General features: G+C 69.2%; 18 protein-coding genes. 8 read left to right on the forward strand and 10 right to left on the reverse strand.

Annotated elements, in window-relative coordinates:
- Nucleotides 1–76: 76 nt before the first annotated feature.
- Nucleotides 77–529, forward strand: coding sequence for an Lrp/AsnC family transcriptional regulator (locus AB0K73_RS17450; protein WP_360515986.1), 453 nt, complete (start codon nucleotides 77–79; stop codon nucleotides 527–529).
- On the opposite strand, the gene AB0K73_RS17455 is transcribed toward AB0K73_RS17450, so the two are convergent.
- Both AB0K73_RS17455 and AB0K73_RS17460 read right to left on the reverse strand, forming a co-directional pair.
- Complete coding sequence (locus AB0K73_RS17455) at nucleotides 526–1371, reverse strand: SMP-30/gluconolactonase/LRE family protein (RefSeq protein ID WP_360515989.1); 846 nt, start codon at nucleotides 1369–1371, stop codon at nucleotides 526–528. The genes AB0K73_RS17450 and AB0K73_RS17455 overlap by 4 nt on opposite strands.
- Before the next feature lie 53 nt (nucleotides 1372–1424).
- Nucleotides 1425–2429, reverse strand: coding sequence for an AraC family transcriptional regulator (locus AB0K73_RS17460; protein WP_360515992.1), 1005 nt, complete (start codon nucleotides 2427–2429; stop codon nucleotides 1425–1427).
- Nucleotides 2430–2572: 143 nt separating this feature from the next.
- Between AB0K73_RS17460 and AB0K73_RS17465 the strand changes: the two genes are divergently transcribed.
- Nucleotides 2573–3400, forward strand: a complete 828-nt coding sequence (locus AB0K73_RS17465) for an NAD(P)H-binding protein (RefSeq protein ID WP_360515995.1) — start codon at nucleotides 2573–2575, stop codon at nucleotides 3398–3400.
- Between the two features lie 60 nt (nucleotides 3401–3460).
- On the opposite strand, the gene AB0K73_RS17470 is transcribed toward AB0K73_RS17465, so the two are convergent.
- The gene (locus tag AB0K73_RS17470; RefSeq protein WP_360515998.1) at nucleotides 3461–3910 is read right to left on the reverse strand and encodes an SRPBCC family protein; all 450 of its coding nucleotides are present in this window, start codon (nucleotides 3908–3910) and stop codon (nucleotides 3461–3463) included.
- A 74-nt stretch (nucleotides 3911–3984) separates the two neighbouring features.
- Here AB0K73_RS17470 and AB0K73_RS17475 point away from each other — a divergent pair, with 74 nt between their 5' ends.
- The gene (locus AB0K73_RS17475; protein ID WP_360516001.1) at nucleotides 3985–4656 is read left to right on the forward strand and encodes a helix-turn-helix domain-containing protein; all 672 of its coding nucleotides are present in this window, start codon (nucleotides 3985–3987) and stop codon (nucleotides 4654–4656) included.
- A gap of 39 nt (nucleotides 4657–4695) precedes the next feature.
- Here the strand turns inward: AB0K73_RS17475 and AB0K73_RS17480 are convergent, their stop codons facing one another.
- Complete coding sequence (locus AB0K73_RS17480) at nucleotides 4696–5763, reverse strand: winged helix DNA-binding domain-containing protein (protein ID WP_360516004.1); 1068 nt, start codon at nucleotides 5761–5763, stop codon at nucleotides 4696–4698.
- On the reverse strand, nucleotides 5760–6236 hold the full coding sequence (locus AB0K73_RS17485) for a dehydrogenase (RefSeq protein ID WP_360516008.1): 477 nt from the start codon (nucleotides 6234–6236) through the stop codon (nucleotides 5760–5762). Before AB0K73_RS17485 ends, AB0K73_RS17480 begins: the two co-directional genes overlap by 4 nt.
- Before the next feature lie 113 nt (nucleotides 6237–6349).
- On the opposite strand from AB0K73_RS17485, the gene AB0K73_RS17490 reads away from it, so the two are divergent.
- Nucleotides 6350–6817: a VOC family protein gene (locus AB0K73_RS17490; RefSeq protein WP_360516011.1), complete on the forward strand. Its 468-nt coding sequence runs from the start codon at nucleotides 6350–6352 to the stop codon at nucleotides 6815–6817.
- A 133-nt stretch (nucleotides 6818–6950) separates the two neighbouring features.
- Here AB0K73_RS17490 and AB0K73_RS17495 read toward each other — a convergent pair whose 3' ends face one another.
- Nucleotides 6951–7739 carry an FCD domain-containing protein gene (locus tag AB0K73_RS17495; protein WP_360516014.1) on the reverse strand — a complete coding sequence of 263 codons (789 nt, stop codon included), beginning with the start codon at nucleotides 7737–7739 and terminating at the stop codon, nucleotides 6951–6953.
- An 80-nt stretch (nucleotides 7740–7819) separates the two neighbouring features.
- Here AB0K73_RS17495 and AB0K73_RS17500 point away from each other — a divergent pair, with 80 nt between their 5' ends.
- From AB0K73_RS17500 to AB0K73_RS17510, 3 genes are read left to right on the forward strand one after another with little or no spacing between them, the layout of a single operon-like run.
- Nucleotides 7820–8722 carry a carbon-nitrogen hydrolase family protein gene (locus AB0K73_RS17500; protein ID WP_360516017.1) on the forward strand — a complete coding sequence of 301 codons (903 nt, stop codon included), beginning with the start codon at nucleotides 7820–7822 and terminating at the stop codon, nucleotides 8720–8722.
- Between the two features lie 8 nt (nucleotides 8723–8730).
- Entirely contained in the window at nucleotides 8731–10125 is a 1395-nt protein-coding gene (locus AB0K73_RS17505) for an APC family permease (protein WP_360516020.1), read from the forward strand.
- A 16-nt stretch (nucleotides 10126–10141) separates the two neighbouring features.
- Complete coding sequence (locus tag AB0K73_RS17510) at nucleotides 10142–10927, forward strand: carbon-nitrogen hydrolase family protein (protein WP_360516023.1); 786 nt, start codon at nucleotides 10142–10144, stop codon at nucleotides 10925–10927.
- On the opposite strand, the gene AB0K73_RS17515 is transcribed toward AB0K73_RS17510, so the two are convergent.
- The 4 genes from AB0K73_RS17515 to AB0K73_RS17530 all read right to left on the reverse strand — a co-directional run bounded on the left by AB0K73_RS17515 (nucleotide 10902) and on the right by AB0K73_RS17530 (nucleotide 13626).
- On the reverse strand, nucleotides 10902–11219 hold the full coding sequence (locus tag AB0K73_RS17515) for a metalloregulator ArsR/SmtB family transcription factor (RefSeq protein WP_360516026.1): 318 nt from the start codon (nucleotides 11217–11219) through the stop codon (nucleotides 10902–10904). The genes AB0K73_RS17510 and AB0K73_RS17515 overlap by 26 nt on opposite strands.
- Nucleotides 11216–11683, reverse strand: coding sequence for an SRPBCC domain-containing protein (locus AB0K73_RS17520; RefSeq protein ID WP_360516417.1), 468 nt, complete (start codon nucleotides 11681–11683; stop codon nucleotides 11216–11218). Before AB0K73_RS17520 ends, AB0K73_RS17515 begins: the two co-directional genes overlap by 4 nt.
- Before the next feature lie 34 nt (nucleotides 11684–11717).
- A complete protein-coding gene (locus tag AB0K73_RS17525) occupies nucleotides 11718–12923 on the reverse strand; it encodes an MFS transporter (protein ID WP_360516029.1) in 1206 nt (401 codons plus the stop codon).
- Between the two features lie 247 nt (nucleotides 12924–13170).
- Nucleotides 13171–13626 carry a GNAT family N-acetyltransferase gene (locus AB0K73_RS17530; RefSeq protein WP_360516032.1) on the reverse strand — a complete coding sequence of 152 codons (456 nt, stop codon included), beginning with the start codon at nucleotides 13624–13626 and terminating at the stop codon, nucleotides 13171–13173.
- A 220-nt stretch (nucleotides 13627–13846) separates the two neighbouring features.
- Between AB0K73_RS17530 and AB0K73_RS17535 the strand changes: the two genes are divergently transcribed.
- Nucleotides 13847–14587, forward strand: coding sequence for an alpha/beta hydrolase (locus tag AB0K73_RS17535; RefSeq protein ID WP_360516035.1), 741 nt, complete (start codon nucleotides 13847–13849; stop codon nucleotides 14585–14587).
- The last annotated feature ends 103 nt before the right edge of the window (nucleotides 14588–14690 follow it).

A 14690-nucleotide genomic window follows, 5' to 3' on the forward strand; every position in this document is an offset into this window, starting at 1 on the left:
AACCTAGGCAAGAATGCGCGGAATAGGCTTCCTATGTTTCTCCCGCACAGCCCCCGCTCGTGGAAAAATTCACCCCATGGATGCCATCGACCGGAGAATCCTTGCCGAACTACAGCAGGATGGGCGACTCAGCCTCACCGACCTCGCTGCACGCGTGCAGCTGAGCATGTCGCCGACCCACCGTCGACTGCACGCGCTCGAGGCATCCGGAGCCATCACCGGGTACCGGGCGGTCATCGACCCCGAGGCAGTCGGACTCGGATTCGTGGCCTTGGTGTTCGTCACGATGGAGCAGGCGAACCGAGCGACGATCCCTGCCTTCGATGCCGCCGTGGCGGAGATCCCCGAGGTCATCCAGGCGCTGCGACTCTTCGGCGACCCCGACTACCTCCTGCGCGTCACCGTTGCCGACCTGCCCGCGTACCAACGGCTGTGGGACGAGCGACTGTCGGCGCTCCCCGGCGCCCGCCGGGTCGAATCGACCCTGGTCATGAAAACGATCGTCGACGACCGGCCGCTGCCGATCTAACCGGCGAACATGCGCACCGGCATTCCCCTGACTCCGACGTCGGCGTAGAACAATGAGCCCGCGAACGGGTCGTCTCGGGTGTCGACGTCTTCCTGCGAGGTGGTGATGAACAGCCGGTCGAGATCGTCTCCGCCGAACGTGCAGGCCGTCACCTTGCTGGCGGGCACGTCCAGCCACTCCTCGAGCACGCCGGTGCTGCTGAACCGGCAGACCGCGCTTCCGTTCGATACCGCCGCCCACACCCCGCCTTCAGCGTCGACGGTCAGTCCATCGGGCCGGCCGCCATCGGGCAGCTCCACGAAGGTTCGCCGATCGGTGAGTCCGGTTTCTCGGTCGTAGTCGAACACCGCGATGACCGTGGTCGCGGTGTCGCTGTAGTAGGCGCGCGTTCCGTCGGGGCTCCACTCCAGACCGTTCGAAATCGTGACGTGATCGAGCACCTTCTCGACAACGCCGTCGGCGTCGAGTCGATACACGGATGCCGCGCCTGCGGTCTGGTCGTAGGCCATCGACCCGCAGTAGAAGCGGCCGTCGGGGTCGCAGCCGCCCTCGTTCATCCGAATCCCCGAGTCGCTCCACAGCTCGGGAAGCACGCGCACCGCCCCGTCGGGCTCCTCGAGCGCGAAGCCTCGCTCCACGCCGATGACCGCACCCCCGCCCGTCCGCGGACGGATGGCGGCCACGACCGATGCGACGTGCCGGCGCTGCAGGCTGCCATCCGCCGTGAGAGTCATGACGTCACCCGCCAGCATGTCGACGAACCGCAGGCCGCCCCATCCCGGGAACCACACCGGACCCTCCCCGTGGTACACCTCGGGTCCGGTCAGTTGCTCAACACGCATGTCGCCCACCCGTCGTCGAAGTCCCGATTCACTATGGCAGACCGAATGCGCGCCTACGCCGGTCCCCGGAGCGGTGCGAGCGGCCGCGAGGACCCGGGCTCCCGTCGTGCCGCTCCCGGCGTCATGCCGTGGTGCCGCTTGAAGGCGCGGCTGAACGCGGCTTCGGAGGCGTAGCCGACGCGGGCCGAGATCGCCGCGATCGGGTCATCCGTTCGCGTGAGTTGCGAGCGGGCCTGTTCGAGTCGCCACCCGGCGAGGTAACGCATGGGCGCCTCGCCGACGAGGGCGGTGAACCGCTCGGCGAACGCCGACCGCGACATGTTCGCCACGCGCGCGAGCTTCACGAGGGTCCACTCGTCGTCGGGATGCGCGTGCATGCGGCTGATGGCGCGGCCGACCTGCGGGTCGCGGAGGGCGGCGAGCCATCCGGTCGCCTCGTCGGCACTGCGTAGCCAGCGGCGGAGCATCTGAATGACGAGCACATCGGCCAGGCTGGTCATCACGGCCTCCCCGCCGGGCTGGATGGACTCGGCCTCGCGGGCGAGCAGCCGCAGCACGGCCCCGAACGCGCCGGCCTCGCCGTCGTCCCACGCGTCGACGCGGATCACATCGGGCAGCTCCGCGATCAGGCGCGCGGTGAGCGGAGCGTCGACCTGCATCGCCGCGTACGCGATCTGCGCCGGCTCGCCGCTGCCGCCGAAGCGCATGTGCTCGTAGGTCTCGCCGAGCTGCTCGACGGGAATGTCGAAGAGCGGCGTGGACGCGGCATCCGCTGTGCTCAGCAATCGATGCCGGATGCCGCGAGTGATGAGGGCCGCGCTGCCGGCTTCGAGGGGGTACCGGTCGTCGCCGACCTCGAGGATGCACCGGCCCGACAGTACGACCGGAAGCATCATGTAGCCGTCGAGCTCGGGGAACTCGACGCCCCAGGGTGCGGACATCTCGGCGCGGCAGTAGAGGGCTCCGGTGAAGCGGAGCAGGTGCAGGCCGTCGCCGAGTTGGTCGCCGGCGGTGGACGGAGCGCCGGTGGATGCGACCGACGTGCGTGGATTGACCATGCGTCCACCGTGACATGCCCCGCTGCCGCGCGTCCGGCGATCTGGACGTTCGGCATAGAAACCCGGACCTGTGGCGATTGTTCGTCCGTTCCGTTCGCGACAGTGTGGACACACACCAACCACGAATCGAAGGGACATCCGGCATGTCATCGACCATCTCATCCACCACTGCCGTCATCGGCGCCACCGGCAAGACCGGCCGACGCGTCGCCGACCTGCTCGAGGAGCGCGGCGTCAGCGTTCGCCGCCTCGCCCGCAACACCACTCCCACCTTCGACTGGGAGCAGCCCGAGGGCTGGCGCGATGCGCTCGACGGCGTCGAGCGCCTGTATGCGGCGTACGTGCCCGACCTCGCCGCGCCCGGCTCGGAGGAGGCCATCACGCGCTTCACCGAAATCGCCCACGACGCCGGCGTGCGGCACATCGTGCTGCTCTCGGGGCGGGGTGAGGATGCCGCTCGTCGCTGCGAGGACATCCTGTTCGCGTCGGGCGTGCCGGCGACCGTCGTGCGCGCCAGCTGGTTCATCCAGAACTTCACCGAGGGGGCGTGGCGCGATGAGGTGCTCTCTGGGGTGCTGGCGGTGCCGGCCGGCGACATACGTGAGCCGTTCATCGACGTCGACGACATCGCGGAGGTCGCCGTCGAAGCGCTCACGGGCGCGGGACACGAGGGTCGCGTCTACGAGGTGACGGGACCGAGTTCGCTGAGCTTCACGGAGCTTGCGGCGCTGCTGTCGGAGATCAACGACCGCGACGTGCAGTACGTGCCGGTCGGGTTCGACGAGTTCCACGCCGCGGTCGCCGCCGACGCGGGGCCTGAGTACGCGACCCTGCTCACGGAGCTCTGCCGCGAGGTGTTCGACGGTCGCAACGTGTCGCCGACATCGGGCGTGCTGGAGGCGCTCGGCCGGCCGCCGCGCGACGCGCGTACCGTGCTCACGGAGGCAGCCCGGGTCGGCACTTGGGCGTGACGGGAACGGGGCTCGGGCGGCGGGCAACGGCGGGTACCTCTCCGCCGTTGCCCGTTGCGGTCACCCGCCGACACGAGCCCCCTCGAGCCGCAGCTTGAGCAGTGCGAGTGTCTGCGGGAGCTCCGAGCGCTCACCCCGAGTCGCCATGAGGCGCAGGATCTTGCCGATGCCGTGACCCTCGAACCAGACGCGGTAGTCGACGTGCGTGCCGGCGCCATCGGAGGGTTGGAGCGAGATGCTGACATGGGCGCGAACCGGCCCGTCGAGTCCCTCGATCGCCCAGCGGCGACCGGGTTCGCACTCGGTGACCTGCCACCGAACCTTCTTCGGACCACCGGGCAGCTGGCGGATCTCGTATCCATGCATGCCGACCTGCCGGATGGCGGGCGCCTCGGCCGCCGCCTCGATGACCGCCGGCTGCCACTCGGGAAGCCGGGATGCGTCGGAGACGTCATCGAACACCTCCCCCGGCGTGCGGGCGATCTCGGTGCTGCCTTCGATGACCTTCATGTCGGTCACCTCCTTCGATCTCCATCGGAGCGTCGTCACTCCGAGGTGTATTCATGCCAGTATCATTCTCCTTAATGTCCGAGACGTCAAGACGTACCTACGATGCAACTCGTCGGCGTGCGCAGGCCGCGCAGACGCGTGCCCGGATCGTCGAGGTCGCCGCGCGACTGTTCGTGGCCAAGGGGTATGCGGGAACGACCATTCCCGGGATCGCCGCCGAGGCCCGGGTCGCAGTCGAGACGGTCTACCGCGCCTCGACGGGGAAGGCGGGGCTGCTCGCCGAGGCCGTGCACGCGGCGGTTGCGGGCGGGGTGGAGCGAGCCGAGTTGCCGGTCACGGCGCGACCCGCGATCCGCCGCATCAACGAGGAACCCGACCCGGTGCGGCAATTGCAGCTCTACGCCGCCACCCAGCCGGGGATCTGGTCGCGCGTCGGCCCGCTCCTCCGAGTGCTGGATGCCGCGGCCGACAGCGACCCCACGCTGGTCGCGCTCCAAGAGCGCCTTGCCACAGAGCGGCGCAACGGCCTGCGGCACGGCTTCGGCAGGATGCTCGAACAGCGCGGCGTTCTGCGCTCCGGCGTCACGGCCGAGCGGGCCGGCGACATCGTGTACACGGTGTGCGGCCAGGCGAACTACCTTGCGCTCGTCCTCGACTGCGGCTGGTCCGACGCGGAGTACGAGGAGTGGCTCGCCGACACGCTCGTCTCGGCCCTGCTGCCGCCCCGCACGAGTTCACGGCACTGAGGAGCCGGTCTCCCGGTGCGCCCGGGTCAGCGCGGGCAGTCACCCCTCGGCGACCTGGACCCGCGGCTCGAGCCCCAGGTAGTCGGCATACCGCCCGGCGGCTTCGTGGATCGAGTCGAGCTCGCGCCGGCGCAGGCCGCGGTGCGGATGGAGCGCGAACGTGACCGCCTTCGCGGTCACGGTGCGCCGCATACCGGCGACGAGCTGGGCATCGACGAGCGCCATGCCGATCGCGGACTCGCGCTCGCGCGGCACGATGCCGTCAGCGTCGAGGACCCAACGCGAGTCCTGATACCCGCGGTACATCTCGTCGAGCACCTGCAGCAGGTGGCCCGCGGGTTCGGCCGCGTCGGGCGCGTCGCCGGGCGCGTGCCAGTACGTTCGCCCGTCGTGCTCGAACATGGCGAGTCGGTCGGCGGCGCCGGCGATCCCCCGACGGATGTCGGTCACGGTGAGCGTCGCCCAGTACGCGAGATCGCGTTCAGTGGCCGGGCCGTGCGAGGTGAAGTACCGCACGGCGAGCTCGGCGAGCGCGCCGTCGCAGTCGAGCCGCCTCGGGGCCGGCACACGATCGTCGAACAGTGCATACGTGTGTTCGCCGTCGCGGGGCACGCCGCTGCACACCTGGGCGCGAAGCTCGAGACCCGCGAGCAGCAGCATGAGCTGCTGTCCGGTGAGCTCCATCCCGCGCTCGGCCAGCGCGTCGGCCAGGTCACCCCGGGTGCGGTCGGGGGTCTCTGCAAGAATCGACAGCACGGCATCGGTGAGCTGCGACATCCGCTCGGCCTGCCCCTGCAACTGCTGATCGACGATCGGGAGCACCCTCGGCGACGTGAGTTCGAGCAGCCACGCCGCGTCATCCGCGTGGAGGTAGTGCCACGTCGACCGCAACACGTGCGTGCGCAGCACCCGGCCGTCGGCGATCGCCTCGACGAGATCGCTCTGCCTCGGCGTCGTGGTTCGCGTGGCCACCGCCCACGCCGACTGCGACGGGTTCTCCGCCTGCACGGCGAGCAGCGACGACACGACCTGCTCAGCGCCGGCGACCGGGGCGGAGAGCAGCTGCGAGTGCAGCCGCCAGCGTGCGATCTCGCGATCGGAGGTCACGCCCGCGCGTCCTCGAGGTGCGGCGCACCGTGGCTCAGGACCTTCACCACGAGGTCGTGGCGACGCAGGGTGCGGATGGTGCGGGCCACCTCGTCGGACGTCCGCCCGAGCGCGCGTTCGTTCACGACGACGAGCACGTCGCCCGCCCGCAGCGTCTCGAACAGGCGGGCGAGGCGCTGCTCCCACGACTCGGGCACATCGGGCGTCGGATACCGGAAGTCGAGGATCTGCACGCCGAACCGCGTGAGGTCGTTGCGCTGCTCCAGGATCGGCGGCATGTCGTCACGGGGAACGACGAGGCCGACGAGCCGCGAACCCTCGGGCCGCGCCTTCCACCAGTCGTGGTTGCGCTGCAGCTCCTCGAAGCACTCGGGGCAGCCGATCGCATAATGACCGGGCTCGTGCGCGGCGGCGGGCGTCGGGTTCGTCGGCGTCGTGGCATCCGTCGCCGAGCCGATCGCCTGGTCGCTCATCTCGAAAAACCCCTTCTCGTCCGGTCCATTCTCGCCGAGAACGCGGGAACCTCGATACTCCGCACGCGACGGCGTAGCGTGGCGACGACGAAGAACCCAAGGAGGGGTCACCGATGGCCGAGGTCGCATTCATCCAGCCGTGCCTGTGGTTCGACAACCAGGCGCGTGAGGCGATGCAGTACTACGTGGACGTCTTTCCGGACTCCCGCATCACCTCGATCGAGGAGTATCCCGATGAATCGCTCGACGAGCACTTCGAGGGCATGTCGGGCAAGGTGCTGAACGGGCAGTTCACCCTCAACGGCATCGACTTCGTCTGCCTCGACGGCGGTCCGCTGTTCCGGTTCAACGAGTCGATCTCGTTCGTCGTGTCCTGCGCCGACCAGGACGAGATCGACCGGTACTGGTCGAAGCTCTCACACCAGCCCGAGTCGGAGCAATGCGGGTGGTGCAAGGACCGGTTCGGGGTCAGCTGGCAGATCATCCCCGCCAACATGGGCGATCTGCTGCGTCGCCCCGAGCAGATCCAGGTGATGATGCAGCAGAAGAAGATCGTGATCGCCGAGCTCGAGAACGCCTGAGAGACGATCGAATGGTCGCCGGCATCCTCCGCTCCCTGGTCCTGGCGGTCGTCGGGGCGGTGCCGCTGTTCTTCACCTTCCGCCACCTGCATCGCGCCGATCGACCCGCCGACGCCACACTCTAGGCGAGAGGTCAGCCGATCTCCTCGGGCGGAGTGGATGTCTCGAGCCGCCCGACGAACATCGTCGAGTGCAGGTGCTGCACGTGCTCGCGCGCCGTTTCGACGGCACCGATGGCATCCTCTGCCTCGAGTGCGGCGACGATGCGAGCGTGATCCTCGTTGGCGGAGTGCAGCACTTCGATGGGATACGGGATGAAGTAGCGGTACAGCTGCGCAAGCACCTCGCGGTACTGCGCCAGCGCCCACGGGAGGCCGCTGGCCTCGGCGATGCCCAGATGGAATCGCTCGTCGGCCTGGTGGTACTCCGTCCAGTTCTCCGCCGCGGCCGCGTCCGCCACGTGCTGCGCCAGTCGCGCGATCTCCTCGGCGGAGGCGTTGACCGCAGCATGGTGGGTGAGCGCGCACTCGAGCAGCGTTCGCAGGTCGATGAGACGGTGCACGAGTGCGGCATCCGCTCGATAGGTCTCGACTGCACCATCGAGAACCGATGGCCGCACACCCGTGACGAAGGTGCCGCCGCTGCGGCCGCGGCGTCGCTGGACGATGCCGTCGTCCGTCATCGATTCCAGTGCCCGCCGCACCGTGATCTCGCTCACGTCGAGGGCCTCGGCGATCCGGGCGTCGGGTGGAAGCTTCTCCCCCGGCGCCATGAGGTCGAGTTCGATGGCGAGTGAGATGCGCGCTCGCACCGTGTCGACCGCGGACATCCGGGTGATGCCGGCAAGTTCGGGCTCGCTCAGTGCAGCCGCGGCCTCGGGGGCCGATGCACTCGGCGAACGTCTCGGCTGCAGCGATCTCACGAAGATCACCCTACGCCGGGTCTTGCGATATTCGATCATTCTGATCTATTTTGGTCCCATTCGCTCGTTGAAAGGTCATCGTGACTCGTCCGCTCCGCATCGCCGCCCAGCAAGCCGCACCCCTCCCGATCGGCGACGACCTGGCGTCCTTCGAGCGCGAGGTACGCGCGGTGGCACGTCACGTCGACCTCATCGTGTATCCCGAGCTCCACCTCTTCGGCTCCGAGACCTGGCCGGATGCGGAGCGGAACTCCCGACTGCGTGCGTCCGCCGTTCCGATCGACGGCGAACTCATGACCCGGCTCGCCGAGATCGCCCGGAGCGCCGGCGTCTGGCTGATCCCCGGGAGCATCTGCGAACGCGGGCCGGAGGGCGAGCTCTTCAACACCGCCGTGGTGTTCTCGCCGACCGGCGAGCTCGTGGCCCGCTACCGCAAGGTCTTTCCGTGGCGTCCGTCCGAACCGTACGACCCCGGCGACCGGTTCGTCACCTTCGACCTCGACGGCGTCGGGCGCATCGGGCTCTCCATCTGCTACGACGCCTGGTTCCCAGAAGTCACGCGTCACCTGGCTTGGATGGGCGCCGACGTCGTGGTCAACATCGTGAAGACCACCACGCCCGACCGTGAGCAGGAGGTCGTGCTGGCGCGGGCGAACTCGATCGCGAACCAGACCTTCACGGTGAGTGTCAACTGCGCCGGCCCCGTCGGTCGTGGCATGAGCCTCGTCGTCGACCCCGAGGGCAGCGTGCTCGATGCGACGGATGACGCCCAGGCAGCCGTGCTCCTCGACACGCTCGACCTCGACCGGGTCCAGTACGTTCGCGAGCACGGCACCGCCGGCAGTGTCCGGATGTGGTCGCACTTCCTGCCCACCGATTCCGCCGTCGAGCTGCCGCTCTATGCGGGTCGCATCGACCCCGAACGCTGGCGACCGCACACGTCCAGCGCGACCCCCACCACCACCGCCAACCCGCTCGATTAGGAGCCCCCATGTCCACGCCCGCCCCCGCCCCCGCTCCCACGCTCACGCGCACGCTGCGACTGCCGTCGCTGGTGCTCTTCGGCCTCGCTTACATGACACCGCTCATCGTGCTCGGGATCTTCGGCGTCGTCGCCGAGGTCACCAGGGGCGCGAGCGCGTCAGCCTACGTCGTCGCGCTGATCGCGATGCTCTTCACCGCGTCGAGCTACGGCCGCATGGCGGCCGCCTACCCGGTCGCCGGCTCGGCGTACACGTACGTGCGCCGCACCATCGACTCCCGCGCGGGATTCCTCGTGGGCTGGGTCGTGCTGCTCGACTACCTCTTCCTGCCGATGGTGATCTGGCTCATCGGTGCCGCCTACCTCGAGGCCCAGTTCCCCGGCGTGCCCGGCTGGCTGTGGATCGTGGGATTCATCGCCGTGACGAGCCTGCTCAACATCCTGGGCATCAAGGTCGCAGACCGCACGAACTACATCATGATGGCGTTCCAGGTGCTCGTCATCGCCCTGTTCGTCGCCCTGTCGATCGGCTCGGTCGTCACGAACGACGGCGTAGGCGGCCTGTTCAGCTCGGCGCCGTTCGCCAATCCGACCTCGACATTCAGCACGATCACGGCCGGTGCAGCCATCGCGGCCTACTCGTTCCTGGGCTTCGACGCGGTCACGACCTTCACCGAGGAGACGATCGAGCCGAGGAAGACGGTGCCCCGCGCGATCATGCTCATCGCCCTGATCGGTGGTGCCATCTTCATCCTCGTCGCCTACTTCACCCAGCTCGTCCACCCCGGTGGCGAGTTCGCGGATGCCTCGTCGGCGGCGTACGACATCGCCCTGACGATCGGCGGCAACGTGTTCGGCGCGGTCTTCATCGCGGGCCTCGTGATCGCGCAGTTCGCCTCGGGACTCGCGGCCCAGGCATCTGCGGCTCGACTGCTCTACGCGATGGGTCGCGACGGCGCCCTGCCGCGGGGCGCCTTCGGCTTCCTGAGTGCGCGATTCCACTCACCGGTCGTGAACATCGCGATCATCGGCATCGTCGGGCTCATCGCACTGTTCCTCGACGTGGCCACCTCGACGTCATTCATCAACTTCGGCGCGTTCACGGCCTTCACGCTGGTGAACGTGGCGGTGATCGTGTACTACGTCAAGCGCCGCCGCGAAGGCACCCGACTCAACGTCGTGCTGTACGTCGTCGTGCCCGTCATCGGCGCCGTCGTGACCGCGTACCTGCTCACGCAGCTCGACATCAACGCGATCCTGCTGGGGTCGAGCTGGCTCGTCCTCGGGGTCATCGTGCTCGCGGTGGTCACGAAGGGTTTCCGCCGGCTGCCGCCTGAACTCACGATGGAGGACGCCGAGTCGCCCGATGAGTCGCACGAACCCCTGCCGTCGCCGACGCACTGACGGCAGAATGGGCCGCGTGCGACTCAGCCTCGCCCAGATCGCCTCCGACGCCGATGTGGCGCACAACCTGCGCCGAATCGGCGCCGCGGTCGAGGAGGCCGCCGCAGCGGGGTCGTCGCTCGTCGTGTTCCCCGAGTACGCCATGTACGAGAAGCGCGCCGTCGACGCCACCTTCGCGGACGTCGCCCAACCGGTCGATGGACCGTTCGGGCGATCGGTATCCGAACTGGCCCGGACGCACGGCGTTGCCATCGTGGTGGGGATGGTCGAGACGAACCCCGATCAGGTGCGCCCGTACAACACCCTCGCGGTGTTCGGCTCCGACGGCGCACTCGTCGGGCGCTATCGGAAGATCCACCTCTACGATTCCTTCGGCTTCCATGAGTCCGCTTGGATCTCCGCAGCCGATCGGCCCGATCCCGTGGTGGTCGAGGTCGACGGGTTTCGCCTTGGGCTGATGACCTGCAGCGACGTGCGGCATCCAGAGCTCGGAACGGCGCTCGCGACATCCGGCGCACAACTCGTCGCGCTCTGCGCCTCGTGGGTACCAGGTGAGCACAAGGTCGACCACTGGCGCGTGCTCGCGCGTGCCCGCGCCATCGAGAACCTCTACTTCGTGGCCGCGGTGTCGCAGTGCCCGCCCATCTCGATCGGGACAAGCCTCTTGGTGGACCCGATGGGGCATGTGGTCGCCGAGCTCGGCGACCACCCCGGTCTGCTCACCTACGACGTCGACCTCGACGAGGTGCCACGCACCCGTACTGCTGCGGCATCCGCTATAGCCCTTCGGCGATCTCCTTGATCGCAGCGAGACGGCGATCCCACTCGGCGCCGATGGTCTCGAGTCGACGGGCCGTGGCGCTGAGTCGCGCGCCGATGACCCGGTAGCGCACCTCCCGGCCGACGCGTACCGGTTCGACGAGGCCGACCTCCTGCAGCACGGCGAGGTGCTTCGCGATCGCCTGTCGACTCACGGGCAGGCGCCCGGCGAGGGCGGACGCCGACGCGTCGCCCTCGCCGAGCGCAGCCAGGATGCTCCACCGGGTCTCGTCTCCGAGTGCAGCGAACACCGGGACCAGCGTTCCGGTGGTCACGCGTCGCCCTCCAGCAGGGCGACGAGCTTGTCGAGCTCCGTGACCCAGCCCTCGGCGTGGTCCGCCATGTTGGCGGCCGGGTCGGAGGTGCGGTCGAATCCGGTCTCGACGACCGTGAGTTCGGTGCCGTCGGGCACCTCCTCGAGGGTGAAGGTGAACACGGTCGAGTGGTCGTCGACCGCTTCCGGCAGGGGCTTGGCCACGTCATTGCCCCATCGGTACGACACCATGTGCGGGGCATCCACCGCCTCGACCTGCAGCGCAACGGTGCCGAAGTCCGCGAAGGTGATGGTGCCCTTGGCCCCGACGCCCGCGCCCTCGAGCACGACGCGCCCGAACCAGCGCGAGATGTACTCGGGTTCGGTGACGGCGCGCCACACCCTGTCGACGGGTGCGGCGATACGGATCGTGCGACGTACGGAGAATGCGGCCTCGTCGATGACGGATGCCTGGTTTTCGGTCATGCTCACGATGATCTTTCCTTTCTGCGGATGCCTGCTACGAACGGATTGCGGCAGGTTCTGGTGCGGCGACGGCCGCGGGCTTCAGGTAACCGGTCGCCCACGCGGCGACGATCGCGATCACGCCCACGACGGCTCCGGTGAGTGGCGCGACCGGGACGCCGCCGAGGTCGATCGCCACTCCCCCGGCGAAGGCGCCACCGGCGATGCCGGCATTGACGGCGGATGCCGGGAGCGACGCCGCGAGCGGTGCCCCCGGGCCCGCCAGGCTGACGACCCGGTGCTGCAGCGAGGGGCCCGTCGCCATGCCGAAGAGCCCGATGCCCAGCACGGCGGCGGCAGCGACGATCGGGTTGCCACCGAAGGCGAACACGACGAGCAGCGAGAGTGTCACCCCAAGTGCCCCGACGATGAGCGCGCGGGAGGCGTTGGCGTCGGCGAAGCGTCCGCCGACGAACGAACCGATCGTGGTCGCGACCCCGTAGGCGAGGAGGTACACGCCGACCGTGGGGCCCGAGACATCCGTCACCGTGTCGAGGAACGGCACGAGGTACGTCACCGCCGACTGGATGGCCACGAAGATCAGCGCCGCCAGGGCGAGCACGGCGATGACGCGGGGCGCGAAGGCGAACCGGGCCTGGCCGACGGCACCGCTCTCGCGCGGCGTCGGCACCGGCGGGAGCACCAGTACGGCGGCGATGAGGATGAGCAGTGCGACCGCGACGACCGCGACGAAGGATCCGCGCCATCCGACCGCCTGACCGAGCAGGGTGCCGACGGGCAGGCCGAATGCACTCGCCGAGGCGAATCCCGTGATGATCACGGCCATGCCCCGGCCTGCGCGCTCGGGCGGCACGATGGACGTGGCGGTGACCATCGCGGCGGCGATGAAGAGTCCCTGCACCGCGCCGATGAGCACACGCGCGACGAGGAACACCCCGTAGTCGGCTCCGAACGCCGGCAGCAGGTTGGCCAGCACGAAGACGATGACCGTGGCGAGCAGCACGCGCCGCCGGTCGAATCGCGTCGTGAGGAACGTCAGCAGCGGCCCGCCGATCGCGAGGCCCAGCGCGTTGGCGGTCACGAGCGCACCGGCGGCGGGCACCGAGACCGCGAGGTCGACGGCGATCAGGTCGATGAGACCGACGACGAGCATCTCGGCGCAGCCCATCACGAAGGCGCCGGCGAACAGGACGGCCAGCACGACGTTCGGGGCGGCGGGGGTGGTGCGGGTCAGGGTCATCTTCACTCCTCGATCAGTGCAACTCGATAGTTGCAGGTCTTGGAGAATATTGCAACCCGTAAGTTGCAGTTTAAGCCGCCGTCGCATCGCAGACGTGTCTTCGATGCTCCCGCTCATGGGAGGAGCCCGGCGCACGCGCCATGCAGACGTTGAACGCGGTCATCCGGCCGTCTCCTGTCGAATTCGCCTCCCGTGAGGCGCGGTCGACAGGACGATTCCGCATCAGCGAGGCCACCGCTCGACCGGATCACCCGCCGCCCGGATGCTCCGGATCGATCAGATCGGAGAACTGCGGGTTCCCGTTCATGAACGCGGCAACGACCCGGCAGTAGACCGTGACGCGAAGGCCACGTTCACGGATGTCGTCGAGTGCATCGGCGATGAGATCCGTGGCGATGCCCCGGCCCCTGAACTCGGGCGCGACGGTCGTCGTGAGCACGATGACCCGCCCGTCCACCTCCTCGTATCGGACGTTCGCCACCTCGAGGCCGCCGATCGTGGCGGCATACACGTGACGGTCATCGAGGCGGTGCACCTCGATCTCGGCCTCCGCGTCGGCGGATGGCCGGTCGACCTCGCGAATCGCGTCAGCCGTCACCTCGTCGACGAGCGCCATGGTGCCCTCGTCGAGGAAACCGGCACCGTCGGGATATCCGGCCGCATCGGGATACTCGATCGGCCCGTGTCCATCTCCAGTGCTCATCGCACCGCTCCTTCCGGATGGTGGCAGGAGGCTCGGCGGTCATCCTACGACTCGACCGAGTCCGTCGTGAGCAATGACCGGACACTCGGCAGCGTTGTGACCCGCCATCGGCGTGCTGCGCGAGGCCCGCGGATCCCGTCACAGGTCGCGTTCCCCTTCGGTCAGAGCTGATCGAACACCGAGCCCGCACCCGGCGGGCATCATCGAGAAGGGAACCCCCATGTCAGACCAGAAGCCGACCGTCGTGCTCGTGCACGGCGCGTTCGCCGAATCCGCCAGCTGGAACGGCGTCATCGCGCGCCTCTACGCCGAGGGCGTCACCTCGGTCGCCGTCGCCAACCCGCTCCGCAGCCTCGCGGGCGACGCCGCCTACGTGCGCGACGTGATCGCCGCCATCGACCGGCCCGTCGTGCTCGTCGGGCACTCCTACGGCGGACTTGTGATCAGCGAGGCATCCGCCGGCAACGACCGCGTGGCCGCGCTCGTCTACGCCTCCGCGTTCACGCCCGAGCCGGGCGACAGCGCGTTCTCGCTCTCGGCGAGCGCGCCCGGATCGACCCTCGGCGAGGCGCTCGAGGCGCACCCGGTCTCGACCGGCGGCATCGAGTTCGCGATCCGTCGCGACGTGTTCCGCGAGCAGTTCGCGGCCGACGTGCCCGTGCAGGTCGCCGGCCTGATGGGCGCCACGCAGCGCCCGGTCACCGAGGCGGCGCTGCGGGATGCCGTCGCGGCATCCGTGCCCGGTTGGAAGGACCGGCCGTCGTGGCACGTGTTCGGGAGCGAGGACCGCAACATCCCGGTCGCCGTGTTCCGCGCCGGGGCCGAGCGCGCGGGGTCGCGCGGCACCACCGAGATCGAGGGCGCCTCGCACGCCATCACCGTGTCGCAGCCCGATGCGGTCGCGACGACGATCCTCGACGCCGTGCGCTCCGTGGCCGAGGCACGCGCCGCCGCGGCGTGAGCCATTCCCGCCGAAGTTCGCATCGGCCGATGCCCGAGCCGACGCCCCGGGCGCGCGGAACCCACCCGGGGTCTCGCGCGCCCGAGGCATCCGGAGTATCGTC

The organism is Agromyces sp. NPDC052230 (assembly GCF_040679595.1).
Classification (GTDB): Bacteria; Actinomycetota; Actinomycetes; order Actinomycetales; family Microbacteriaceae; genus Agromyces.